Annotated in this window: 18 protein-coding genes; 4 read left to right on the forward strand and 14 right to left on the reverse strand. The window is 51.8% G+C overall.

Translation table 11 applies throughout. The features are described from left to right. The first annotated feature begins 388 nt into the window (after nt 1–388). Nucleotides 389–709, forward strand: a complete 321-nt coding sequence (locus PBA01S_RS09790; protein WP_051416959.1) for a DUF2500 domain-containing protein — start codon at nt 389–391, stop codon at nt 707–709. A 78-nt stretch (nt 710–787) separates the two neighbouring features. Here the strand turns inward: PBA01S_RS09790 and PBA01S_RS09795 are convergent, their stop codons facing one another. After that, entirely contained in the window at nt 788–1,633 is an 846-nt protein-coding gene (locus PBA01S_RS09795; protein WP_127575884.1) for a helix-turn-helix domain-containing protein, read from the reverse strand. A gap of 119 nt (nt 1,634–1,752) precedes the next feature. On the opposite strand from PBA01S_RS09795, the gene PBA01S_RS09800 reads away from it, so the two are divergent. Continuing rightward, nucleotides 1,753–4,101: a beta-galactosidase gene (locus PBA01S_RS09800; RefSeq protein WP_127575885.1), complete on the forward strand. Its 2,349-nt coding sequence runs from the start codon at nt 1,753–1,755 to the stop codon at nt 4,099–4,101. A 90-nt stretch (nt 4,102–4,191) separates the two neighbouring features. Here PBA01S_RS09800 and PBA01S_RS09805 read toward each other — a convergent pair whose 3' ends face one another. Further along, a complete protein-coding gene (locus tag PBA01S_RS09805; RefSeq protein ID WP_127575886.1) occupies nt 4,192–5,076 on the reverse strand; it encodes an SDR family oxidoreductase in 885 nt (294 codons plus the stop codon). 134 nt (nt 5,077–5,210) lie between these two features. Between PBA01S_RS09805 and PBA01S_RS09810 the strand changes: the two genes are divergently transcribed. Continuing rightward, the gene (locus PBA01S_RS09810) at nt 5,211–6,176 is read left to right on the forward strand and encodes a helix-turn-helix transcriptional regulator (RefSeq protein WP_127575887.1); all 966 of its coding nucleotides are present in this window, start codon (nt 5,211–5,213) and stop codon (nt 6,174–6,176) included. A gap of 653 nt (nt 6,177–6,829) precedes the next feature. Here the strand turns inward: PBA01S_RS09810 and PBA01S_RS09815 are convergent. The 8 genes from PBA01S_RS09815 to PBA01S_RS09850 all read right to left on the reverse strand — a co-directional run bounded on the left by PBA01S_RS09815 (nt 6,830) and on the right by PBA01S_RS09850 (nt 17,193). Next, a complete protein-coding gene (locus PBA01S_RS09815; RefSeq protein WP_127575888.1) occupies nt 6,830–7,690 on the reverse strand; it encodes an MBL fold metallo-hydrolase in 861 nt (286 codons plus the stop codon). Between the two features lie 24 nt (nt 7,691–7,714). Continuing rightward, the gene (locus PBA01S_RS09820; protein ID WP_127575889.1) at nt 7,715–9,469 is read right to left on the reverse strand and encodes a glycoside hydrolase family 2 protein; all 1,755 of its coding nucleotides are present in this window, start codon (nt 9,467–9,469) and stop codon (nt 7,715–7,717) included. A gap of 222 nt (nt 9,470–9,691) precedes the next feature. Further along, nucleotides 9,692–10,639 carry an ArsR/SmtB family transcription factor gene (locus PBA01S_RS09825; protein ID WP_085169729.1) on the reverse strand — a complete coding sequence of 316 codons (948 nt, stop codon included), beginning with the start codon at nt 10,637–10,639 and terminating at the stop codon, nt 9,692–9,694. Nucleotides 10,640–10,730: 91 nt separating this feature from the next. Then, nucleotides 10,731–12,146 carry a family 43 glycosylhydrolase gene (locus tag PBA01S_RS09830; protein WP_127575890.1) on the reverse strand — a complete coding sequence of 472 codons (1,416 nt, stop codon included), beginning with the start codon at nt 12,144–12,146 and terminating at the stop codon, nt 10,731–10,733. 10 nt (nt 12,147–12,156) lie between these two features. Further along, nucleotides 12,157–13,092, reverse strand: coding sequence for a carbohydrate ABC transporter permease (locus PBA01S_RS09835; protein WP_028540167.1), 936 nt, complete (start codon nt 13,090–13,092; stop codon nt 12,157–12,159). 14 nt (nt 13,093–13,106) lie between these two features. Next, entirely contained in the window at nt 13,107–14,078 is a 972-nt protein-coding gene (locus PBA01S_RS09840; protein WP_016310779.1) for an ABC transporter permease, read from the reverse strand. Between the two features lie 117 nt (nt 14,079–14,195). Next, nucleotides 14,196–15,941, reverse strand: a complete 1,746-nt coding sequence (locus tag PBA01S_RS09845; protein ID WP_016310778.1) for an extracellular solute-binding protein — start codon at nt 15,939–15,941, stop codon at nt 14,196–14,198. Between the two features lie 286 nt (nt 15,942–16,227). Next, the gene (locus PBA01S_RS09850) at nt 16,228–17,193 is read right to left on the reverse strand and encodes a glycoside hydrolase family 43 protein (RefSeq protein ID WP_127575891.1); all 966 of its coding nucleotides are present in this window, start codon (nt 17,191–17,193) and stop codon (nt 16,228–16,230) included. Nucleotides 17,194–17,579: 386 nt separating this feature from the next. Between PBA01S_RS09850 and PBA01S_RS09855 the strand changes: the two genes are divergently transcribed. Further along, nucleotides 17,580–18,086 (forward strand): hypothetical protein, encoded by a 507-nt coding sequence (locus PBA01S_RS09855; RefSeq protein WP_016310776.1) that lies wholly within the window; start codon nt 17,580–17,582, stop codon nt 18,084–18,086. A 74-nt stretch (nt 18,087–18,160) separates the two neighbouring features. On the opposite strand, the gene PBA01S_RS09860 is transcribed toward PBA01S_RS09855, so the two are convergent. The 4 genes from PBA01S_RS09860 to PBA01S_RS09875 all read right to left on the reverse strand — a co-directional run bounded on the left by PBA01S_RS09860 (nt 18,161) and on the right by PBA01S_RS09875 (nt 24,241). Further along, entirely contained in the window at nt 18,161–20,257 is a 2,097-nt protein-coding gene (locus tag PBA01S_RS09860; protein ID WP_127575892.1) for a beta-galactosidase, read from the reverse strand. A 390-nt stretch (nt 20,258–20,647) separates the two neighbouring features. Next, entirely contained in the window at nt 20,648–22,252 is a 1,605-nt protein-coding gene (locus PBA01S_RS09865; protein ID WP_009226512.1) for an ABC transporter substrate-binding protein, read from the reverse strand. Between the two features lie 72 nt (nt 22,253–22,324). Then, the gene (locus PBA01S_RS09870; RefSeq protein WP_028540056.1) at nt 22,325–23,260 is read right to left on the reverse strand and encodes a carbohydrate ABC transporter permease; all 936 of its coding nucleotides are present in this window, start codon (nt 23,258–23,260) and stop codon (nt 22,325–22,327) included. 60 nt (nt 23,261–23,320) lie between these two features. Then, nucleotides 23,321–24,241 carry an ABC transporter permease gene (locus PBA01S_RS09875; protein ID WP_028540057.1) on the reverse strand — a complete coding sequence of 307 codons (921 nt, stop codon included), beginning with the start codon at nt 24,239–24,241 and terminating at the stop codon, nt 23,321–23,323. Nucleotides 24,242–24,684 lie beyond the last annotated feature (443 nt).

A 24,684-nucleotide genomic window follows, 5' to 3' on the forward strand; every position in this document is an offset into this window, starting at 1 on the left:
ATCTAGCCTCAACCGTCAATTTGTAAGTATATGGTTCATTTTGTTGAGCAGTGTATGCATTTACACTAGCTATTGCCCCGACTCCAGTCCAAGTTGCCCAAGAATCCCAACTAATTGACGCAGATGCTGCAGAAGAAATAGCGCCTACAAGCCGTCAACCCTAGTGTAGCAAACGATTTTTTTAAAAGACTTCTCATATACGAAATCTACTCCTTTTAAATTATTGTGGCCACGCCCATATTCTACATTTAAATGTCATAACATTCCATATATTTACTGAAATATTACAATTTTTACAGTGATCTTACATTTTCTCTCTAACCTCTCTCAATTAATCGTGGTAACCGCTTTTTCGCATTACTGAAACAATTTTTTCTTCATCGTGCTGATGATATCCAGTGGGGTCCGTTACGTTAAGAACGCCCGCTCTCCGCGGGAAACGAGATATGTGCGAATCATCTCGAAACGGATGGACGTGAGGCACCACTCCAGTCACATGGGCCAACATAACGCGATACACCGCTCTTCTTCTCGGACGTACTATTACATTACATTGGAGTTTGACAACGGCAGCCGTCAGGAATATTTGGATGTCAAAAATCTGTACGGCCTTGTCGCCGAAGGTGATGTCGGATATGCTGCAGTCCAGGGCGACTGGATTGTAGCGTTCGAACGCGATGTGTCGCAGCGACCCAGCGGTACATATTAATGGCCTGAAGGTCAAAAAAACAAGGGGTTCCAAATGTGATTTTGGGACACCTTGTTGCTTACCGGGCACTTTTTCGGTTTACAAACCCGCTCGCTTGCGCTTGCGATATGCGGACGGGGTCTCCCCATAAACCTGACAGAACATTCGCGTAAAATGGTCCGGGCTGTCAAACCCGACATCCCCGGCGATTTCGGCCACTTGCCGCGTCGTAAAAGTCAGCAGCTGAGCTGCCTTTTCCAAGCGGATTTTATTGACGGTGCCGATGATCGTGTCTCCTACCTGCTCTTTAAACAGGTGCGACAGCCGGGAAGGCGACATGCAGCAGCGCTTGGCCAGCTCCGGGATGCTTACCCGTTCGCGATACGACTCCCGCAGATACCCAACGACATCGGCGATTCTTGGATCCAAAGCGGCTTCGTAGCTGTCCTTGGCCACCTCCGTACGGAGCAACAACAGCGCTTCCTCTAACGCCAGCTCCGCCAAGCGATGATGGAGTTCGGAGTTCCCGCCCCAACTGCTGTACCGTTCCATTCGCTGGAGCGCTTCGGCAAATCCGTTTTGGCCGGAACGGCTATCCGCATGTAAACGGACAAACCCTTCGGTTTGCTGTGGAAGGCTCAACCACGGCAGAAAAGAGGGAGCAGGGATAAAATGAACCCAAATAAACTCCCACTTATCTCCCGCCGTACCATATTGGTGGGGCAAACCGGGCAGCAGGATTACAACGTCCCCAGGCCGGCAAGGCATCGCTTCACCGGCAACTTGCACTCGTCCTTCTCCGGTCAGCGTATACATCAACAGCCAACCTACAGGATCGGGAGGCCGGTGAATGGAATACCCTGCGGATTCCGTATAATGCCCTGCAATTAAAATGCCATAGGGACGCTCCTCGTTGATAGCATAATCCGTCGGTTTTTTAGCCATATCCTCTCTTCCTTCATTCAGCAATAAACATCTAAAATGAATATAACCGATGTCTTTTCCAACATCCAGAACCAACACGATCCATCGGATCTCAAACCCTTCAGGAGGCTGTTCTCACTATGACTAATCACACAGCTGCAATCCTAAGACTTGAAATCGGCCAAGCCAACAAAACGATCCGCCCCGGCAAACTCGCCCTGCATGCCGGAAGCAATCCGAAAGGAGAATCGTTTGGATTTACTAACTTCTATATGACTCGCAACGGCGAACCGGTGATTCCAGTTGTGGGCGAGTTTCATTTTTCCCGTTTCTCATACTTGCATTGGGAAGAAGAGCTGCTGAAAATGAAAGCCGGCGGCGTTCATGTGGTTGCAACTTACGTGTTCTGGAATTTTCACGAGGAAGAGGAGGGCGTCTTCGATTGGAGCGGCAACCGCAATCTGCGACATTTCATCGATCTCTGCGCCAAGCTTGAGCTGCCGCTCATCTTGCGGATCGGCCCGTTTTGTCATGGTGAAGTCCGCAACGGCGGCATCCCCGATTGGGTGTTCCGCTATCCGCTGGAGGTTCGCTCTAATGATGAGCGCTACTTGTCACTGGCCCGACGTTTGTATCGGGAGATCGCTCGGCAAATCCAAGGCACTTATTATCAAGAAGGCGGTCCGGTGATCGCTGTGCAACTGGAGAACGAGTATATGCATGCCGGCGCACCGTTGGATGCTTGGGGATACAGCTCCGGTCAATACGTGACCGCCGGTACGGAGGGCTCCGCCCACTTGGACGAATTGCGCCGGATTGCCGAGGAGGTAGGCATTCGTCCGCTGTTCTTCACTGCAACGGCTTGGGGCGGAGCCGCTGTGCCAGAGGATGGCACGTTACCCATGCTGGCGGGGTACGCTTATACGCCGTGGATTCCCAACCAACCGCCAAGCCGGGAGTTCCTGTTCCAGGATTTGCACGTTACGCCTGCTGAGCCGGTAAATTACGACAGCCAGGAGTATCCGGTAGCTTATTGCGAAATGGCCGGCGGCATGCAAGTCAGCTACAAGGCACGGCCTTACGTACCTGCGGAGAGCGTCGAGGCGATGACGTTGGTGAAGCTGGGCAGCGGCAGTAACCTCCTGGGCTATTACATGTACCACGGTGGTTCCAATCCTATCGGCCGCAAGACGTTCCTCAACGAATCCGGTTTACCAAAAATCACCTACGATTACCAATCGCCCTTAGGCGAGTTTGGACGGGTTGGTGATTCGTATGACCGTATCCGTGCGATCTCGTTGTTCTTGCAATCTTTTGGTCACCTTCTGGCTCCGATGGGGACCGTACTGCCCGCAGGTCAGGAGCAAATCGCACCGGAAGATACCCAGAGCATCCGTTGGTGCGTCCGACAAAAAGACGGCTCCGGCTTTGTGTTCCTGAACAACTTCCAGGATCATGTCGATCTGCCGGATCGCCGGCTGCGAATCGAACTGGATACGCCGAAGGGGAAGGTATGCTTCCCTCAAACCGGAGAACTCTCCCTTCGGAGCGGGCTTGGCGCGATCCTGCCGTTCAACCTGGAGCTGGACGGATTGATGATAGTGAGCGCCACCGCCCAGCTCTTAGCCCGGTTAGAGGCAGGGGACGAAACGGTGTTGGTGTTTTTTGCCCATGACGGAATGGAACCTGAGATCGTGCTCCGAAAATTTTCGGTATCCGAAGTAGGAGGGGAGGAGTGCCATGGCGTCGTGGAAGAAGACGAAGCGAACTGGATTCTTCGCCCGGCGGCGGGCCGCCAGTATCAGATCCGTGTGAAGACGACCGAAGGCAAGACCGTTCGCCTTGTCACCTTAACCCGAGCTGAGGCATTGCAAACGTATCGGTTCGACGGTCTGTGGGGCCGCGATACGCTGGTTATTAGCCCAAGCCACTTGGTGATGAGGGATGGACAGCTTATCTGTACTTCGCGGGGACAAAACGAAGTGACTTTATCCCTCTTTCCTGCACCTAGCCCATCAGCGGAATTGCGGAGCAGTGCGGGAGTACTGCAAGCTGCGGCAAAACCTGACGGTTGTGTGTTCCAAACGTATACCCTTGATTTTGCCGCTTATTCGCCCGAGATGACTCTCCACTCGCCATCAGATCGCTCTGTACTGGTGGATGTCCCCGCTGACTGGCCGGAATCTGTGCCGGATGTCTGGCTTCGTATCGAGTACGACGGGGATGTAGCCGCCGCTTATCTCGGTGACCGGATGCTGACGGATCATATCCACTTCGGTCAGCCTTGGGAAATCGGGTTAAAACAAGTGCGTCACGAGTTGGAGAATCACCCGCTGCATCTCTCCATTACACCGCTGCGCCGAGGCACGGTACATAGTTACGTGAACCAGGCCTATGTCGAGCGATTTGAAGGAGTGGAGATCGCCAAATTTCACAATATTCAGGCGATCCCCCATTATGCCGCACGTTTATGGATGCAAGGCAAATAAAATCGTAAAGCGCAAGTGCAGGAAAATTCTCTTGCCCTCGCGCTTTTTTTTCAGAGGACGGAGCAGAACTCGCGCACCTCGTTCCTACGCTCAGTTCACCGGCAATCCCCGTTCGCGCGCAAAATTGCCCCAATGCGGCCTCCGCCCGTCGATATCGATGAACCCGTATTCGTCGGACAGGTCCCAGCTGGTCAGCGCCCGGCCGGCTTTTTCATGAACGTTCGGGTCTGCGGCTAAGGCAGCCACCGCTTGCCCCACAAAATACGGCGTTTCGGATTCCGCGTATAACGGTTCCTTCTTGATGGCATCTTGCCAATTCGCTTCCTGAACGCCAAAGTAATCCAACATCTGCTCGGAACGCAAAAATCCAGGAGTCACCGCCACTGCCGTCACATTGTACGGCTTCAGTTCCTCAGCCATGGCTGCGGCCAAGTGGATCGGTGAGATTTTCGCCAAACTGTAGTACAGGTTCCCACGATAGTTATAAGTCGACCCGTCGGTAATTTCGATGACCAGACCTTCTTTCCGTTTGATCATCATCGGTACCCCGTAGTAACTCGTAATGAGATGGGTACGGACTGCCCGTTCTTGCATTAGCAGCCCGTCATCCAGCGGTTGTTCCCAGAACGGAGTATTCCAATGGGTGATGTGCTCGCCGCCCCAAATGTCGTTCACCAAAATGTCCAAGCGTCCGTTCTGTTCCTGGGCCACACGTTCAAACAAAGCCTTAACCTGTTCCGGCACCGTATGATCTGTGCGGACGGCAATCCCGACTCCGCCGCGAGCGGTTACCATTTCGGCTGTCTCGTCAATCGTCTCCGTCCGGCCGATGTCCGACGCTGCTCCCCGGACGCTCCGTCCGGTGCAATACACCGTGGCCCCTGCAGCCCCCAGCATAACGGCGATTCCCCGTCCTGCTCCCCGCGTTGCCCCAGCAACAACGGCCACTTTTCCCGCTAAAGGTTTCTTGTCCATGGTTTCGTTCGCTTCCTTTCCAGTTCGAATTTAGCACGTGCTTTTGTAGCATAACAAAGGATATATGACATCTATTGTCTTATATCCATGGTATAATCATTCATACATCTAAAGAGGCGGAAGGGGGAGTTGTTGTGCGTGCGGATCGTTTGCTTAATCTGCTGCTCTTGCTTCAGAACCGGGGAAAAATGAGCTCGCGCCAGCTGGCAGAACTGCTGGAAGTGTCGGAGCGGACGATCGTCCGGGACATTGAGGCGTTGAGTGCGGCGGGCATCCCCGTGTACGCGGAGCGCGGCTCCCGCGGCGGCTGGGTGCTGGCGGACAGCTACCGGACGAATCTGACCGGCATGCGGCCGGAGGAAATCGTCTCGCTGTTGCTGGCGAACCATAACGAGCTTTTGAAGGATCTGGGGATTCAGGGGGACTTTCAAGCTGCTTACCAGAAGCTATTAGCGGCTGCCCCCGCCCCAATCCGGCAGGATGCCGAGTTGATCCGCGAGCGCCTCCATATCGACGGGGCTGGTTGGCACGCTTCGGAGGAGGCTTTCCCCTGGCTGTCCGCCGTACAGGAGGCGGTGTGGGCCCAGCGGAAGCTGCGCATCCGCTATCGCAAAGAAGAGGGGATCACCGAGCGGATCATTCACCCCTTGGGGCTGGTCGCTAAACGTAACGTATGGTATGTAGCGGCCGAGCAAGAGCCTGACGGTGAGCTTCGCACGTTCCGTATTTCTCGGTTGGAAGAAGCCTCGCTGTTGGATGAAACCTTCATGCGACCGGAGGGGTTTGATCTGGCAGCGTATTGGGAGCAATCAACCGCCCGCTTCAAATCCGAGTTGCCCCGTTATGTCGCTCGGGTACGGACGACCGAAGCCGGGTTGGATCGTCTGCGCAAGGAACGATTTATTAAGGTGCTTCAAGTTGAAAACTCGGACAACCAGGGCCAGATCCTGGCGGAGGTCGACCTCCAGACACTGGACTGGGCATGCGGCGTGATCCTGAGGATCGGCCGAGATGCGGAGGTCTTGGAGCCGCAAGAGCTGCGGGAACGCATGATCTCCGAAGCCCAAGCGATCCTCGCTTTGTACGGACACTTAGACTAGGCCCCCAATGCTGAGGTCGAGCGTCTTTTACACGATTATCCCCTTCAATCAGGTTACGTAGAACAAATCCACTTTGGAGATGAGGGACTGGGACATAGACAGTTGGCACTCAGCCAGCTCCCACCTCTGTCCGGCCTCCTTTGCAGGATTATCCCCTTCAATCAGGTTCCGTAGAACAGATCCACTTTGGTGATGAGAAGCAGGGGCATGGACAGTAGGCTCAGCTAGCTCCCACCTCTGTCCAGCCTCCTTTGAGGATTATCCCCTTTGGTCAGCTGACGGGAAACAGGTCTACTCAGTGAAGGAAATGCAGAGAAGATCGCGGATATTCGTGTAGACAAGACGGTTGGAATGTGATTCCGGATTATTCTTGGATCCAGCCTCGACTTCCTCCTGTTTTCGTGTTCGCCCATACAGGTACACCTCCCACATCCTACTTAACAAAAGGGATAATGATGTAAATGCCCCCACAAGAGGACTCTCTGATCGAACGGGATCATGGTGCAAAAGCGACGCACAGAACACTCTCCCTGATCAAGAGGGATAATGCGTGAAAGGGGCCTCCACAAGAGTTGTGCCTCATCCTCCAACCGCCTGCTTATAAAAATAGCCGGCCAGAATCATTATCTTCTGGTCGGCTATTTTTTGCATGGTTAGCCCAGCAGGAAAGCGCGTGGGGAAACGTAGAGGAAGCGCTCGGCTCGGGCCATGACGTGGACTTTTTGCTCTGGGAAATGCTCATACAGGTAGTCCACAAAATGACCTGGCTTCTCTGCATTTACCGCAAACAGGTCATAATGTAGCGGGATTACGGTGTCCGCGCCGATTTCCTGGGCGAAATGTGCCGCTTCGCGATAATCCATGTTTCCCACGATTCCACGCTGCTGGCGGAAGTAGTCCCGCCCGTTGATCGGCAGCAGGGCGATGTCCGGTTTCAGCTCACCCACTTGCTTGATCAATTCCGGAAAAACCAACGTATCTCCGGCATGATAAAGCGTCACGCCGTTGAGCTCCAGAACGTACCCAACGTACCGGGGGCAGCCGTCGGCATCCCGTTCCAGCTGCTCATGGGCCGCCGCAATCGGCGTTACCCGCAGCTTGGAGAAGAGCTCCAGCGGCTGACGATCGTCGGCGGTCATGAGCACAGACTCCGAGATGCCCATCTCTAGCAATGCTGGCTTGCAGCATGCCGGCGCAACGATTGGCGCCTCGGGACTGCTGCTATGCAGCCATGGCAACGTCCGCGCATCCATATGGTCATCATGTTCATGTGTTATCAGGCATAGCTGTACGCCTTCAATCTCTTCCGGTGCAATCGGTGCAGGAAATGCGCGCCGCCAATCACCGTCGTCCAGATCGCCCGAGAGATAAGGGTCTACGTAAATCGTGATCCCGTCCCCTTTGACGATGACGCTTTCCTGGCCGAGATACCACACCGCCAAGGTTCCGTACGGCGGTTCCGTCCGGGCGATCTCACGAATCAATGCCGCGCCTGTTCGCTGATTTTGGGTCATTGGATAAGGGTACTCCTTGATTTTTTAGGTTCCCGCCACAATCGAACGGATAGTTTCCAGAGGCAGCTTCGGCTTACGATCGTAGGTCAGCAAGCCGTTAATTTCCTGTTCCACGTCCGTGAACTGGGTATAGCAGAAGCCTTGGACCACCGGAGATTGCAGCATCGGTACGATTACATTCTTCAGGCGCAGCGCAAAATCCTCCTCATTCTCCGCACCGGAGTACCCCCAGCCTTCCCATTCATTCACCTTAAAGGAGATCCCGCCAAACTCTGTGACCAAAATTGGCTGTCCCTCGTAAGGGAATCCAGGTACCAGAATCACCCGATTCCCGGGAGCTGCAGTCAAAGCCGATTCGACGGTTGCATACCGCTCCTCCAACTTCTCCTTGCGCCATTCGTAGTCGTGAATCGTCACAAGGTCAGTGGTCACCAATTCCCATCCGTCATTGGAAACAACCGGACGCGTGGGATCCAGCGACTTGGTCAGGTGGTACAGCGATACCGCGTGGTGCTGTTGCTGCTTGTCGATCATGATGTTGGTCACGCCCCAGCTTTCGTTCAGCGGAACCCATGCCACGATGCAAGGATGGTTAATATCCCGCTCCACCGCCTGGATCCATTCTCGCGTCATCCGACTGACATACTGCTCAGTGAACTGGTAGGCGTTCGCCATCTCCCCCCAGACCAGCAGCCCCAGTTTGTCGGCCCAATACAAGTAGCGGGGATCTTCGATCTTCTGATGCTTCCGCACCCCGTTCAGCCCCATGGCTTTTACCAGCTCCACGTCCCGGCGCAAGTCCTCATCGCTTGGCGCAGTCAGCAAGCCATCCGGGAAGTAGCCTTGATCCAGCACCAGCTTCATATAATAGGAGCGATTATTTAAGTGCAATTTGCCGGATTCCACGGAAATTTTGCGCATCCCGAAATAGCTTTGGACCTTGTCCACAGGTGTACCGTCGATCAACAGAGTTAACTCCAGATCGTACAAGTTGGGGCGTTCCGGTGTCCACCAGCGTCCCAAGCCATGATCGTTAAAATCCTCCAGATGGATCACCCGGCGACCTGACTCATGACTTACGGAGAAGCAATCCTCGGTGACAAATTCCCCGTTAAACGTAATGACCGCTTTCATGCTGGCTTTAACGGAGGCGCTGTGTCCCGCCAAAAACACCTCAAGCCCGATATCATTCTTGTCGATGTCCGGGACCAACCGAATGCGATCAATTCGCGTCGTAGGTACCGGCTCAAGCCAGACGCTCTGCCAAATCCCAGTCGTGCGGGTATAGAAGATGCTCTCGGATTGATCCTTCCAATACTGCTTGCCCCGCGGCAAGGAAACATCGCGGCTGTAGTCCGTCGCCTTCACAACAACGGTATTCTCGCCTTCATCCAGTACATCCATAATATCCGCCGTAAATGGAGTATGTCCGCCTTCATGCATTGCTACCAGATGCCCGTTCACCCATACTTTGGCCTCATAATCCACAGCACCAAAATGCAAGAGCAGTCTGCCTGACTTGTAGTCTTGAGGTACGGTAAACGTTCTCCGGTACCATACCTGGTCGTGTACAGTCGGGTCACCTATACCGCTCAGCTTGCTCTGATAGCAGAATGGCACGTTGATTTTCCGACTGAAATCATGTGTCTCGTACCATCTGTCTCTTTCACCAATTCCTTGGTCGTCAAATTCAAACTCCCACTCACCGTTTAAACTCATCCAAGCGTCGCGGACAAATTGGGGACGGGGGTACTCGTTACGTAAAGGTTGACTTGTCATTTTTCCGCTCCTTCGGGTCTTTATTTATTGTTTTTGTTTTAATACATAATTTTTGTATCTTTTAAGCTAAATATAGCCCCGAACTTCTGTTTTGTCAACGCTTTCAGTCGATTTTTCTAATTACATTAAGTGTTTTTATTTTACGAACTTTTTGGAATTAAGTGCCTATGATACAAAAAACCACCGACTCCCCAAGGAGTCGATGGTCAAATTAGAGCTTATTCAAATGGAACCAGTGTCTTCATCCATGGTGTAGGCGATCTGAAGAACTAGGTCCTGATCGTAATCGCCAAACTGCTTGCCGAACAGATTGACACCGCCCTTATGGATCGCATCCGGCTTAACGCCGATCCGTACACGCAGACTTGGTCGTTGATCAAGGTTCAGATCGTCGATCGTAACGTCGGAGACCTTCTGCATATCGAGCGTTGTGCGTTCGCGGTCAACTCGCCATGTTTTCAGCAAGCCGTATTGGGTCATCCAATCTTCCCACCAGGGAGGATTGAATGTGCCGCGCCGATCCCCGAAATCCCCGGGACTCGTCCACATGCCGATCTCAACGCCATTAATCCATACCGAAATATCCGAAGGCCAGTCATTGTCGTAGTTGGGGGCTTCCGAGCACATTTCCATGGACAATTCCAGCGATTGAATGCGCGCATTTTGCGGAACTTCCAGCGGGAACTGGTACTCCACATACCCTTTACGAAACCACAAAATCTGCGCTCCCACATGCTTGGGGTGATAGAAGCTGGCCGGCTCATCCTCCCGAACCAACATGCCTTCACTGGATGCCATACCGCACGTCGGATGAACCTCGCAGTCGCTGTAATGCCCGATCGGCATTTCAACCTCGTAGAACTTCATCCCGTCCTTGGACGTCCGGATGCTTGAGTTCAGCGAGATGAGAATATCGTCATAATTGCGGCTGCACACCTTCATCGCACCGCGGACGGCCGGAAGCAATTCCGTATTAATCAGCTTGGCCGCTTCCAGGATCTTAACGTTGTTTGCCACCGTAGACACCGGAAGTTCCAGCGTCTCGGCAAGCTCAATGATATTCATGCTCCGCGTGTTGAGCAGACGAAGAATGTCTACGCGAGACCGTGTAGAGAGCGCGTGCGCCACTTGAACCAACTTATCCGGTTCGTGTATCCCGACTTCCAGCATAGGAACCTCCGTATCCGTATTCCCAAATAATGATCTTACTTTCTTGACTTTACTACACAAAGCTGGAATAAATCAAGATTCATAAAAGTTATCACGATTCCGGGATCTTCAACGGCAACAGGTCAAAACAATCCAATTCAAACTCCCCGCGATTCTTCGTGAATCGCAGCTTGTTCACCCCATCCTTCAACTGAATTTTGGCGGTGGACACCCCCCAGTTGTTCCACCCCTTCGGGTGAACCGTTGCGGTAACGGAAGTCCCCATATCAACGCTCAAGTCAAAATAGGCCATTTCTCCGGTAGCACTCCCGTTTGCAGTTCGCGCCAGCAAGAGGTACTCTCCTGCCGAAGCTTGGATGGAATACTCCGCGTAGCTGTCTTTCTGCTCAAACCGCCCAACGCTTTTTCCGCCGGAGCCCCCAGGATTCTCCAGCACAGTCACACCGCCCCCAAGCTGCCCCTTCTCCGCTTCATAGCGGACGCGGCTCACCTCTCCGGATGGCAAAGACAACGGGAGGTTCGGATCCGCCGGAACCCCTAAATTCGGGGTGTTGTCCGCGTTCCAAGTAAAAGGCTGCATCCGCACCTCCCGGTTCCAGCCAGCATCCTTGTATTTCGCCACGTGATATACAATCCAATCCTCCGTCCCGTCAGGTGATGTGGTGAAGGAGTGATGTCCCGGGCCGTATAGTCCGTTGCCGGACACGAAAATCGGCTCCTCTCTTTTATGCCAGGAAGCCGGATCAAGCAAATCACGGTTCGCATCGGCCGTAATTAATCCCAGACAGTAGTCATTCGTCCAGCTCCCGCTCGCCGAGTAGACCAGATTAATGATGCCGTTATGAATCGCCACCTGCGGACCTTCATTCACTTGCGGCGAATGATTCGTTTCCCAAGCATACGTCGGCCGGGAAATCTCCACTCGCTCTGAGTCAATTGTCCAAGGGTTGCTCATATGGGCGATGTAGAGATTTTGACGGATATTCTCCTTCCCTTCCCAACCAGACCAAATAAAATACAGCTCCCCGTTCACCTGCAGAACGGTCCCATCGATCGCCCAACGGTTGGTAGTGTCGGTGATTTGCCCTTTTTGCTTCCAGACGCCTTGTAAAGGATCAGCCGAAGTATTCTCCATTACGTACATCCGATGGTTCACGTTATCCCCGTCATCCATGGCGTAGTAGATATACCAAGCCCCATGAATATAATGGAGCTCGGGAGCCCATATATTGTGGCCGCCCGTTGGAATCACTCGCCAGGGAGCACCATCCACCCCCGTTATGCTGGCGGATTTCCATACTGTCACGTCACTGCCGGTGGTTTTCGTGAAGTAATAATACCCGTCGGTATGTTTATACATCCAAGGATCTGCCCCGTCCTGCATCAGTAAATTATAAAAATCATCCCGCTCGTCACCCTTAGCATCAGATCCGGCACAACCGACCTGCGCCAATAGAAACAGACAAATGGCAGGCAACAGCGCTTTTCCGAATTTTCCTGTTTCCATCTCTCTTCGCTCACCCTTTAATTGATCCGACGTAAACACCCTTAACAAAATACTTCTGCAAGAACGGATACACGCACAAAATCGGCACCGTGGATACGACGATCGCGCAATATTTCACCAATTCCCGGAAGGCGGTCGAGCTCTGGGCACTGTCGATGACGACGCCGCCCGCACTGCCAATGGTGGTAGCCGTGGAATCGTTGGCGACCAAGATCTCCTTCATTAATAGCTGCAGCGGGAACAGCTCCCGATCCTTCAACAAGACCATCGCGTTAAACCAGGAGTTCCAGTTCCCCACCAAATAGTACAGAAAAATAACGGCTAACGTCGCCTTGGACAACGGGAGGATCACCCGAATCAAGATGGCCGCCTGGCTCGCCCCATCGATCGTTGCAGCCTCTTCCAGCTCCGCCGGCAGCGACTGGAAGCTCGTTCTTAAAATAATGATATTCCACGTGTTGAGCGCCGTCGGTAAAATCATCGCCCACAGGTTGTTATATAAATGGATATCTTTCATTAACAGAAACCAGGGAATCAACCCGCCGCCAAAGAACATCGTGATCGTAATCAGAATCATGATGAAGTTTTTGAAATAGAGATCTTTTCTCGACAGGACAAAAGCGCCCATGATCGTCATGACCATATTCACCAGCGTACCTAGACCTACGTAGATGATCGTATTTTTGTAACCAACCAGCAGGCTGTTGTCTTTAAAGACCAGCTTATATCCGTCCAACGTAAATCCAAGCGGCTTCAGCAACAGCCCGCTGTGCGCCATCAGCGCCGTCGGGTTACTGACCGAGGCCAGCAAAATATGCAGCAAGGGATAGAAGCAAATTAACGTAATCGCGGTGAGCAGAATGTAGTTCATGACTTCAAACACGCGATCCCCGGTCGTCATCGGCTTCCAGTTTTTTCGTCTTCTCAGCTTTTTCCGACTGGACATGGTCATCCCCCTTTCTACCATAAGCTCACTTCCGAAGTGCGCCGGGCGATTCGGTTCGTTACCCACAGCAACGCAAAGTTGATCACGGCGCTAAACAAGCCAACCGCGGTGGAGAAGCTGAGACTGGCTTCGCGTAAGCCCCTGCGATAGACATAAGAGGCGATGACGTCTGCCGTATCGTAAATAAGCGGGTTGTAGAGCAAAATAATTTTTTCGTATCCGGACGCCATCAATCCGCCAACCGCAAAAATAAACAGAATCACGATAATCGGCGTAATTTGCGGCAGCGTAATGTACCACATCTTTTTGACTCGACCAATGCCGTCAATTTCCGCCGCCTCATACAATGCCGGATCGATCGAACTCATCGCAGCTAGATAAATAATGCTGTCCCAGCCGATGTTCTGCCATATCCCGGAAAATGTATAGATCGGCCTAAAAAAGCCGGAGTATCCCAGCAGCGAGGTATAATCCTTCCCTGTGATCCATTGCAACACTTGGGTAACAATGCCTTCATCCGCCGTAAAGATATGAATGATCCCGCACACGACCACCAAGGAGATAAAATGGGGCATGTACGTAATCGTTTGAACGGTTTTCTTGAACTTTCCGTCTCGAATCTCATTCAGCAATAACGCCAAAATGATCGGTGCCGTGAATCCAAACACGATCCCCCACACATTAAGAAGAAGCGTATTCTTGGTCACCCTCCAGAAGTACGGCCCCTGAAAAAAATCGATAAAATGCTTTAACCCTACCCAATCGCTCTGAGCAAACCCCAGCAACGGCTTATAATCCTTAAATGCGATAAGCACTCCCCACATCGGACCGTAACAAAAAACCAGGAACCAAGCGACCACTGGAATGGCAAGCAAATACACAAACCAGTTCTTTCGCAGATCTTTTTTGATCCGGATTCGGGTTCGGTTTGGTTTCGGAGCCTCTGAGGAAGGAGCGAGTTTCCTTGATTTACGGACGATCTCCATGAACGCATCACCTACTCTTCTTATTCCGAATTCTCTGAAACAATAACGAGGGGCCCAAGCTTTAACCAGCCCGGTCACCCTCGTTATTACCTGCTTAATCTTTAGGCCAAACGGCGATTATCTGCTGTTGTAACGATCCAATGCCGCCTGATGAATGCTCAGGAATTCGTCCAGCCCCATCTTCTTCGCTTCTTCCAAGAACTTGTCGTACGCATCTACCGGCAACTCGCCTTTGATGATTTTGGCAAAATATTCACCCCGGAGGGTAGACAACTGGTTCCCCAGCTCGGCTTCCCGTGAAGCTTCCTCCTTCGTAAACGAAATCGGAGGCATCGCCGCGCTCGTATCCATGTTCTCGGTCCAATATTTCCGAATTTCGCCGGAATAGCTGCCTTTCGCTACGATCAGCGGGTTGGAGTTATGCTCGTCGCGAATGTCCGGCCAGATATGTCTGCGATATTTATCAAGCGCTACCGCTACCGGCTGTCCATCCGGGTCGTTGTACATATAGCTGTTTTCCGGATAATAAGGCTTGCCGCTCTCATCAATCAGGTGCACCGTGCCGTATTCGCCGTAGTTATAGATCTCCCAGCCTTTCTTGGTGTAGGCGAAATCCAACCAGGCCATGGCCGCTTCAACGTTATCACACTGGGTCGTGATGGCAGCTTCCGTACCTGTCCGTTTAAAGTTCTTGTACGTGGTTGCAGATTTATCGCCCTTGTTCAGCACAGGGTTCAGCGCTCCCACAAAATCGATATCATTTTGTTCCTTCCAGTAGCTCCACATCGTGTCCGGCGAGTCCATCATGACTGCGGTTTTGTCGGAAATGGCGCTGGCCATTCTTTGGTTGAAGTCCGCTGTCGCCCAGTCTTTGTTAAGCAGCCCTTCTTTGTTCCATTGCTGCATCATGGCGAGGTATTCCTTGGCCTTGGGTTGTGCCGGACCCCAGGCGACTTTGCCGTTGCTGTCCAGGAAGGTCCAATCCCATACGCCATACGCTCCGTTTAAGATCCCGGTAAAGATCTGACCATAGTTGGATCCATAGTTCAGCGGCTCGCTGTATCCCACTTCCTTCGCTTTGGTCAAGAAGGTATGCCATTCGTCAATCGTTTCCGGTATTGGAAGCCCTATCTTATCGAGCGCTTCCTGCTTGATCAGCATCCCGAACCACATCCACTCCGAGTAAGGAGCAATTCCGTAGAAGCCAAGCAGTCTGCCGCTGTCGGTGACCGTCGTTTTTCTTCTTGTCTCATCGGAGTTGCGCCAAGCCGAATAGTTCGGAGCATATTTCTCCATCAAATCGGTCAGATCCAAATACGCCCCATCGTTAACGCCTGCCTCGAAGCCACCAGGGTACCGGCCAGGCTCGATGATAATGTCCGGTAAATCTCCGGAGGACATCATCAAGGTAAAGGCGTCGGCTTCCTGTCCTACCGGCGGAGTGATGAAGTTGACTTTAATCCCCGTCAGCTTCTCCACTTGCTTCTGGATCGCATGATTGTTCATATCCGGAATGTTGCGATTCGCCGGCATCCAGACATCCAGCGTCACTTCTTCCTTGAAGGGATAAGCAGAGTAGTCGTTTGGAATCTTCTCATCAAAAATATCACCCAAATACGTATCATTCAGCGTCGTATTCACTTCATTGATTTGCTCCGGAGTTGGCGATGTGTTCCCGCGAATATCCTGACTGATGTCGGTAAACGTGGTTTCAACCTTCTGTTGTTCTTCCGCCGTATTCTCGCTGGTGTTATTGCTGTTGTCCGCCTTGTTTGAACCGCCGCCGCTGCAAGCTGTAATCATGGAGACTGCAAGAATAAAAACAAACAGAAAACTTAAAATACGTTTGGACTTGTTATTCATATGAACCTCCCGATTAATGATTTCAAAAGCAACAACCCCCGATAGTTCCGCTTGCACTCATCGCCCTTTTCGGATTAGTTCAACCCCCTCTGTCATCAAATCTCTCATCCAAAAATGATATTATTGTTTTATTACAATAATTTTGTATCTTTGCGTTGATTATAATCCGCGCTTGATGGTATGTCAACGCTTTCATTTAAGAAGATCACGATTTTTTTAATAAAATAACTTGATGTTTCAAAATAAACTATTAGTTTCAAAAAAACTGTAATTAATATCGCGCCCTTTATTCGCCGGCAGGCCGCGGAATAGGCATGCCGGTGCCGACAGGAATCCCGAAATCCGGCATCCCGTTGGCTTGCCAACCAAATTTTTGGAGTCTTGTGCTGCGGGGAGATCCAGCGGAGCGAGGCCGCTCTGCTTCCGAGTAATCATAGGCATGGTAGACGATCCAGTCCTCGGAGCCGTCGGGAGATACGGTAAAGCTGTTATGTCCCGGCGCATACACTCCGGCGGAAGGATTTTTGGCAAAGACCGGACCTTCTTCCTTGATCCAGGAGTTCGCATCCAGCAGATCTGCGGTCTCCGGGATCCGCGCCATGCCGAGACAGTAATCGTCCGACCACGTCGCGCTGGCCGAGAAGACAAGGAAGATCCAGCCGTTGCGCCGCAACAAAACCGGGCCTTCGTTAATCGCCATCCCGCCTTGCTTCTCCCACGGCTCCGTCGGAGCAGTAATCAATACGTTCGGACCGGCTAATGTCCAAGGATTGGCCATTCGAGCCGCGTAAATCGCTGAACCGTAATCCGGGAAATGGCCATACCCAGAATAAAAGAAATACAGTTCCCCCTGATGTTGAATGACGGTTCCGTCCAACCCTGCAAACTCCGTGTTCACCACAGCTTTAAACTGCCACTCGTTGTTCATCGGATCATCGCCCGCCAATTCAAGCACACAAACGCGTCGCGTGTCGTCCCCGCCGCCGTCGTTCGCCGTATAGTAGATGTACCAGCGCCCATTGATGAAGTGCAGTTCCGGCGCCCATAGGTTGTAAGAATAAGGGCCGTTGGGCTCAGGCGTCCACACGGTCTTCGGCTGGACATGGCCAAGTCCGCTCAAGGTTGGACTGTGCCAAAGGGCGAGGCGATTACCCAAGGTCACCATCATGTAATAGCTTCCATCGGGATGCCGGGTGACCCAAGGATCCGCACCGTTTGACAGGATTGGATTTACAAACGTTTGATTCCCCATAGTTCCCCTCCTAAGTATTACGAGATTCATTTCAAAGTAATAGCAAAGTATTGTTTTATTCCAAACATTTTACTTCGTTTTCATCACAATAATCGGTTATCCAGCGAATGTCAACGTTTACATTTTGGGGAGAAGCAAAAAAAAGCTTATGTCCGCACATCCTTGAGTGACATAAGCTTTTTGTTAAGCATGTTCTTAAGTTAAAAAACGCTAATCCGGATTAAACGTTTTTCTACTAAAATATTGTTCTACAGAGATTAAATAGAATAATAGCGAATAACTATTAAAGTAATATTTTCGAGCCTAATTTGACAACACCAAGCAGAACGTTTATTGTTAATTATGGAAATTTTATTTAATACGAGCGAAAAAAAGGGGAGAATTTAATGCAAAAACTCCCGTGGTTAATAAGTATACTGGCATGCTTCCTATTGCTCATCACTGGTTGTAATGAACCCCAGCCTAAAACTGACGATGCGATGAAAACAGCCGAAGCCTATAAAACGACCGAATATAAAGTTGACTTTACTGAGGATCTGTTGTCTGCCGAATCCATTCAGAAGCGAAACGAAGCGATCAAACCTTTTTTAACGGAATCGTTTTACGAAAAACAGGTTAACAATCGAATCACCATTTTACCTTTAAGAGTTGCTGCGGATACGCAGCTGTCCATCAAACCTGATGATTTGCAAACCCGCATTAAAGCGCAAGATGAGAACAATGTCACCATCGAATACACTGTAAATCTACTACTGACAAACTCGGAAGGCCGCGAAAGCAACCGAGTTCCGTTAGAAGGCGAGTTGATGATGACTTTCGTAAACGAGCGATGGCTGGTGCAATATGACGACTTTAATGTCCAAGTCTTCATGAAATTGATTTCCGAAAAATAGGCTCCAACTGTCCTAGTGCATAAGCCATAAATAAAACCCTACTTTCCGCGTATATGGAAAATAGGGTTTTATTATTATAACGATGATTGAAGAACCGCCTCCCGCTTCAAAATCGCGATGCCGTTAATCGGCAGCTCGATGGAGCCGCTCACGGTTAGGCCGGTTTCGGCATCGGTGTAGCTGCGGCGGTCGAGCTCGACGCGGGCGGTGCGGCCGGAGAAATTCTGCACGAAGACGTAATCGTGCTGACCGTCCGTGCGCAACTGTGCGGTGACTTCCGCTGGCAGATCGGTATCCAGCGTCCGGCGCACGCCGGCATCTTGCACGAGCTTGCCGTAGAACGCTTCGTAGAAAGCGGGATCGCTGACGCGGGCGGCTAAATAATACGCTTTGCCTTGGCCTAGCTCGTTCACTGTCAAAGCCGGCTTCCCAGCGTAGAAGTCGTCGCGATAGACGCCAATCACCTTAGCGCCTTCCGCGTGAATATGCTCGCATAGCTCATGGATCTCATACGTCCCGCTCAAGCCCAGCGGATTCCCGTCTTCCAGAATCAACGCGTTGCGGTCATGGTCATGCAGGCCGTCGATTTCCTCCGCCCACACGCCTACCGCCTTGCGCAGCGGCCCCGGGAAGCCGGTCAGATGGCACAAGTCATTCTCGTCGACGATGCCGGACCAATACGTGACGAACAAGGTGCCGCCGTTCTTAACGAACTGCTCCATCTTCGCTCCGGTTTCTTCTCGGAGTAAATACGCCATCGGCACAACCAGCAGCTTGTAGCCGCTGAAGTCGTCAAACGAGCCGATGATATCCGTTGGCACGCCCAGCTCCCACAAGGCGCGATACTGCTGCATGACGGTCTCTTCATAATGGATGCCTTTATTGCGTGGCCCTTGGGCGTCGTTGATCGCCCAGCGGTTATCCCAATCAAACAGGATGGCTGCTTCCGCTGGAACGGTGGTACCGAGGATCTCCGTTAACTCGGACAGTGTTTTACCAAGCGCAGCAACATCGGCGAACACGCGCGTGTGCTCATGGCCGACGTGGTCGATGACCGCGCCGTGGAATTTCTCGCTGGAGCCGCGGCTTTTTCGCCACTGGAAATATTGGACTGTGTCGGACCCGTGGGCCACTGCTTGCAGCGAGGACAGCTTGTGCATACCCGGCCGCTTCAGCTTGCTGACCGGCTGCCAGTTCGTCAGTGACGGCGTGCTCTCCATCAGCATAAACGGCTTCTGCTTCAAGGAGCGGAACAAGTCGTGGTTAAATGCAAACCAGGAAGCAACCCCCGCATCGGATTCGGCCTCATGCCACATCGGATAAGCGTCCCAGGAAATGACGTCCACAGCTTTCGCAAACTCGCGATAATCCAACCCGTAGAACAGGTCCATCATATTTACTGTGCAGGGCAAATCCGGATTGATTTGTTTGAGCGGCTTGATCTCATGCTTGTAGAAGTCGATCGTCTGGTCGGATACGAACCGGCGCCAGTCAAGGTTCTGTCCATGCACCATCATTTCGCCGTGAGGTGCCGGGGATTCCACCTGCGACCAGGAGGTGTACGTATGGCTCCAAAAGTTCGTCCACCAAGCGTGGTTGAGCGCTTCGAGCGTGCCATACTTCCGTTTCAACCAGTCGCGGAAAGCGTCTTGGCAGTAGTCGCAGTGGCATTCCCCGCCGTATTCGTTGGATACGTGCCACCCCACCACGGCCGGATGACTGGAATAGCGCTCCGCCAGCCGGGTGTTCATCTGCGTCACTTTTTCCCGATAGACTGGGGACGTAAAACAGTGGTTATGACGCATGCCGTGGAGGTTGCGCACCCGGTTCTTCTCAACGCGCAGCACTTCCGGGTACTTCTCTGACATCCAGGCCGGCCGAGCGCCGCTTGGCGTCGCCAACCAGGCGTAGATACCGTTCTCAGCAAACGTGTCCAGCACGCGGTCCAGCCATTCAAACCGGTATACGCCTTCCTCCGGTTCCAGCGAGGCCCAGGAGAAGATCCCCACCGCCATCACATTGCAATGGGCCAGCTTCATCAGCCGGATATCCTCCGCCAGCACCTGCGGATCATGGAGCCATTGGTCAGGGTTATAGTCGGCACCGTGCATAAAGACCGGCAGTTTGTCGCTGATTGGCGGAAACTTCATCGGTTTTGAGCTTCTACTCATCGAAATAACTCCTCTCCGTTTCTGATCTGTAATGAAGTAGATTGGTTTCTCACGTGCTACGAAATGTAAAAGTGCAGTCCATTTTCGCCAAATCGCCCTTATAGCGGCCTTTCAAATGTAAAAGTGCAGTTGAATTCAGCCCAATCCACCCTTTTTAGCCTCAATCGTCTCATACCAAATGTACTTTTACATTTCAGACACTGAATAAAGGGGACTTTTCACCAAATGAAATGTACTTTTACAGTTCGGCACGCTCAATCGCGCAATCGCGCATCCTGTAACCTTCGAGGTCACATCCCATCACGCTCATTCAATCCTGCTTCTTCTAACACAACATTACGATGAATGAAAAAGAGGGGACGGGCGTCCCCTCCTTTCACCCCCGCCTGCTTATTGGCCTTGGGCGGCAAGGAATGCGTCGATTTGGCTCTGCAGCTCTTGTTGAATCTTATCCAGACCGGCCGCCTTCAACTGTTTGTTCAGGTCGGCTTGGCCTTTCTCCAAGTCCTTGATCAGGCCGTATTCCAGCGGGATTGCATAACGCAGCATGACGTTACCTACGTTTGCGACTTCGTTCTTCACCTTGGTGTCGTCAAAGACGAAGGTTTCCAGCGGGAAGTGATAAACTTTAGACTGCCAATCCGCCAACATTTGATTGCCTTCTTCCGGATAGGAAGCGTCGGTGCGGTTCAGCAGTGAGTTCCAGCCCCATACGGAGTAGCCCGACAAGTTATAGTTGTTGAAGCTTGGTCCCGGATTGTATTTGTCATCGCCAACCGGCTCGTAGTGCTTGCCGGCGATGCCGTACATCGTCAGATCATGGATTTCCTTATCGTTCTGCAGCAGGTCAATCAGCATCAGCGAGCGTTCGACGTTTTTAGACGTGGCATGAATCGCCAATCCGTTTTGCGTGGAAATCGCGCCGATTTTTTTCTTATCCGGCGTCAAATCGGCAACGGTGACTTCCATCTCCGGCTTGTCGCGGCGGATTTCGCCAACGTTGCTGGAGATCGTCCCCAGGTTTTGTGCATACGAGGACGTTTTGCCCGCTTTGATGTCCTGGAACACGTCGTTTTTGTTGCTCACGATGTTCTTCGACCAGCCGTTGTTATCAGCCAAGTCCTTATAATATTTGATCAGTTCGGTAAACTCCGGCGTATCGTACACGTTGAACACTTTCCCCGTCGCATCGTCCAATTTGTAAGCCAGCGGGAAGTTGTAATCCACCAGGTTCCATTCATTTTGTTGCTCCAGCAAAATTTGATCCAGCTCATGCCATTTCCAGCCGTCTGCCGGTTTCGCACCAAACGGGCTGATGCCTTTCTCGCCCGCCCCAATCGTTTTCAAATAAGCGGCATAGGTTTCCGGGCTGTTCACCGGTTCCAGATTGTACTTCTTGCGCAGGTCTTCGCGAATCAGGACAACCTTGTCGGTCACTTCCTGGTTGTTGTTTGGCACCATGTACAGCTTGCCGTTCACTTTTGCTTGATCCCAGGAGGCTTGCGGCATCGCTTCCCAGGTCTTCGGTGCGTAAGTCCGGAGCATTTCCTCGGTCAGCTCAAGGAATCCACCCTTTAACACCTGGTCATTGTAGAAAGCCCAGTTCGCGGTGTAAGCGATGTCAAAATCCTCGTTAGCTGCAAATTTCAACGGGTATTTCTGGGTCCAGTCGGCCCAATCCAAAAATTCGGTCTCAACGGTTGCGTTAATTTTCTCTTTCAGCAGCTTGTTCAGCTCGCCGTATACCTCGTCATAATCCGCCGGTTTGCTGCCGATCATCAACAGCTTCAGCGTAACTTCTTGAGACGTATCCACTGCCCCAGGGGTTGCCGTATTGGCCGACGCATTGTTCGAAGCTGCTGCGTTATTTGAAGCTGCGTCGTCCGGGGTGTTGGCGCTGCCTGCGTTATTGTTCCCGCCGCCGCAAGCGGACAGTAAAGTCATTAACGCCAGCACCATAGCCACAAGAAACGTTGTTTTCTTCTTCAGTTTCATGACGATTATTCCCCCTACAAATGATTTGGTATAGAAAAAACTCCTCTATGTGATAACCGGGTTGCCCCGAGGTCACCCTTTCACAGCGCCAATCGTTAGGCCTTGCACAAAATAACGTTGGATGAACGGATACGCGATCATGATTGGTCCGGTGGCTACGATGGTCATCGCCATCTTTAAGCTCTCCGTCGGGATGTCGGAGGAGACGACGGCACCTGCCGCCATCATCGCCTTGCGCATGCCGTCCATGTTGCCAAGCAAACGGTACAAGTAATACTGCAGCGGCATCAGGTCGGAATTCGAGATAAACAAGAGCGCGTTATACCAGTCATTCCAGTACCCCAAGGCGATAAACAGCCCAATCGTGGCCAGCGCCGGCTTCGACAACGGAATCACAAATTGCAAATAAATTTGGAAATCGCCCGCCCCGTCGATTTTGGCCGATTCGATAATCGCCTCCGGGATGCTGCTCATAAATGACTTCATTACGATGATGTAGAAGACGTTCATCAGCATCGGCAGAATCAGGACAAGTAACGTATCCTTCAGATCCAGGTAGTTTACAATCAGCAAGTACCACGGGACAAGCCCGCCGCTGAACAGTGTCGTGAAGAAGAAGAAGAAGGAGAAATGGCTGCGCCATTTGAAATCCTTGCGCGCCAGCACATAGGCCGTCATCGAGGTCAAAAACAACCCGAACAGCGTGCCCAGCAGCGTAACGGAAATCGTCACGCCGTACGCCTTCAACATTTCCTGCGGGTACTTGAACAGGATGCCGTAGGCTTCCAGAGAGAAGGACGTCGGGATCAACTGGAACCCGTCCTCAATGATCTTGCTCTCGTCCGTCAACGAAGAAGAGAGAACCAATATGAAAGGAAAAAGACAAAACACCGCCAGCAAAGTCAAAGCCACATATCCGATGATCTGCATCAGCAGACGGTCGGTCGGTTTGGGTTTGGAAGCTGCCGGCTTCGTGACCGGCTGCAGATCGGGAGCCATCGTACTCATCAGCGTTAACCTCCACTCGTTTCATTCTTGTTGACCATCGCGATTGTGTTGACAAACCGCTTAGAACAAAGCGCGGTCCTTATCGTATTTCCGCACAGCATAATTCGCCAGCATAATCGTCGCGAAGCCCAATATCGATTGATAGAATCCCGCTGCGGCGGACATCCCAATCTCGTTCGAAGTTGTGAGCATCCGGAACACGAAGGTGTCGATAACATCCGTTGAGGAGAACAGCAGGCCGTTGTTGCCAACCAGGTTATAGAACATGCCGAAGTCCCCGCGGAAAATATTCCCGATCGCCAGCAGTACCAAAATGATCAGCGTCGGATAAAGGTTCGGAATCGTGATTTTGCGAATTCGTTGAAAGACGTTCGCCCCATCGATCTCAGCGGCTTCATACATCTCCGTATCAATGCTCGTGATCGCCGCCAGGTACATAATCGTTCCGTAACCCAGCGTCTTCCAGGCCGATACGACGACGAGAATCACCGGCCAATAGGCAGCCGTATTGTAGATATCAATCGATTCCAGGCCAATCGCATTCAGAAGCACGTTGATCGTACCATAATCGTAATTGAACAAGTTATATGCAATCGCCCCCACGACAACCCAGGAGATAAAATACGGCAGAAACATCACCGTTTGCGTGATTTTGCGAAACCATTTCCCCGCCACCTCAAACAGCAGGATTGCCGCAAAAATCTGCACCGCGTTGTTTACCACAATAAACGCAATGTTATACAAAGCCGTATTGCGTGTAACCCGCCAGGCGTCCCCGGAGTCGAAGAAAAACCGGAAGTTGTCCAGTCCGTTCCAGGGGCTTCCGAACACTCCGCCGGTGTAGTTGTATTGTTTGAAGGCCAGGACAATCCCCGCCATCGGCACATAGGCGAACAGCAGGAAGAACAGGACGGCCGGCGTCAGCATGAGCAGCAGAACCTTATACTTCTTCACGTCGTTCCAGAATCCGCTTCGCTTCATGTCTCGAACTCCCCTCTTGGTTGTCTCTTTATCTCACAGTATAGAGGGGAGCGGTTTCATTCGGGATTCAGTGAAACAACAAAAACTAATACAAATTCCACGATAATCCAAAAATTCACAAAAAAAAGAACCCCGCCTACCGCTAAATCATGGAGAGACGAGGTCAGAAACCAATGAAAGGGGGGGCTGGCCCCCCCCATTGTCGGGTGACCAGTAACAGTGGGTGTGTAGTGTGCAGTGACCAGCGAGACTCGTGCGCCGCATCGTAACGGACCGTAATGACCTTATGGGCTCATTTCCCGGAGATTTCCCATGCTAACGGACTCCAGCACCCTTAAATCGGCCCTATGACAGCAATTTGCTCAAAAATATCCGAAATAAGGTCTCCTCAGTCCGTTAAAAAGGAAATGCGAGCACCATCAAGTCAATAACGTCCGTCATGT

The organism is Paenibacillus barengoltzii NBRC 101215 (assembly GCF_004000745.1).
Taxonomy (GTDB): Bacteria; Bacillota; Bacilli; order Paenibacillales; family Paenibacillaceae; genus Fontibacillus; species Fontibacillus barengoltzii.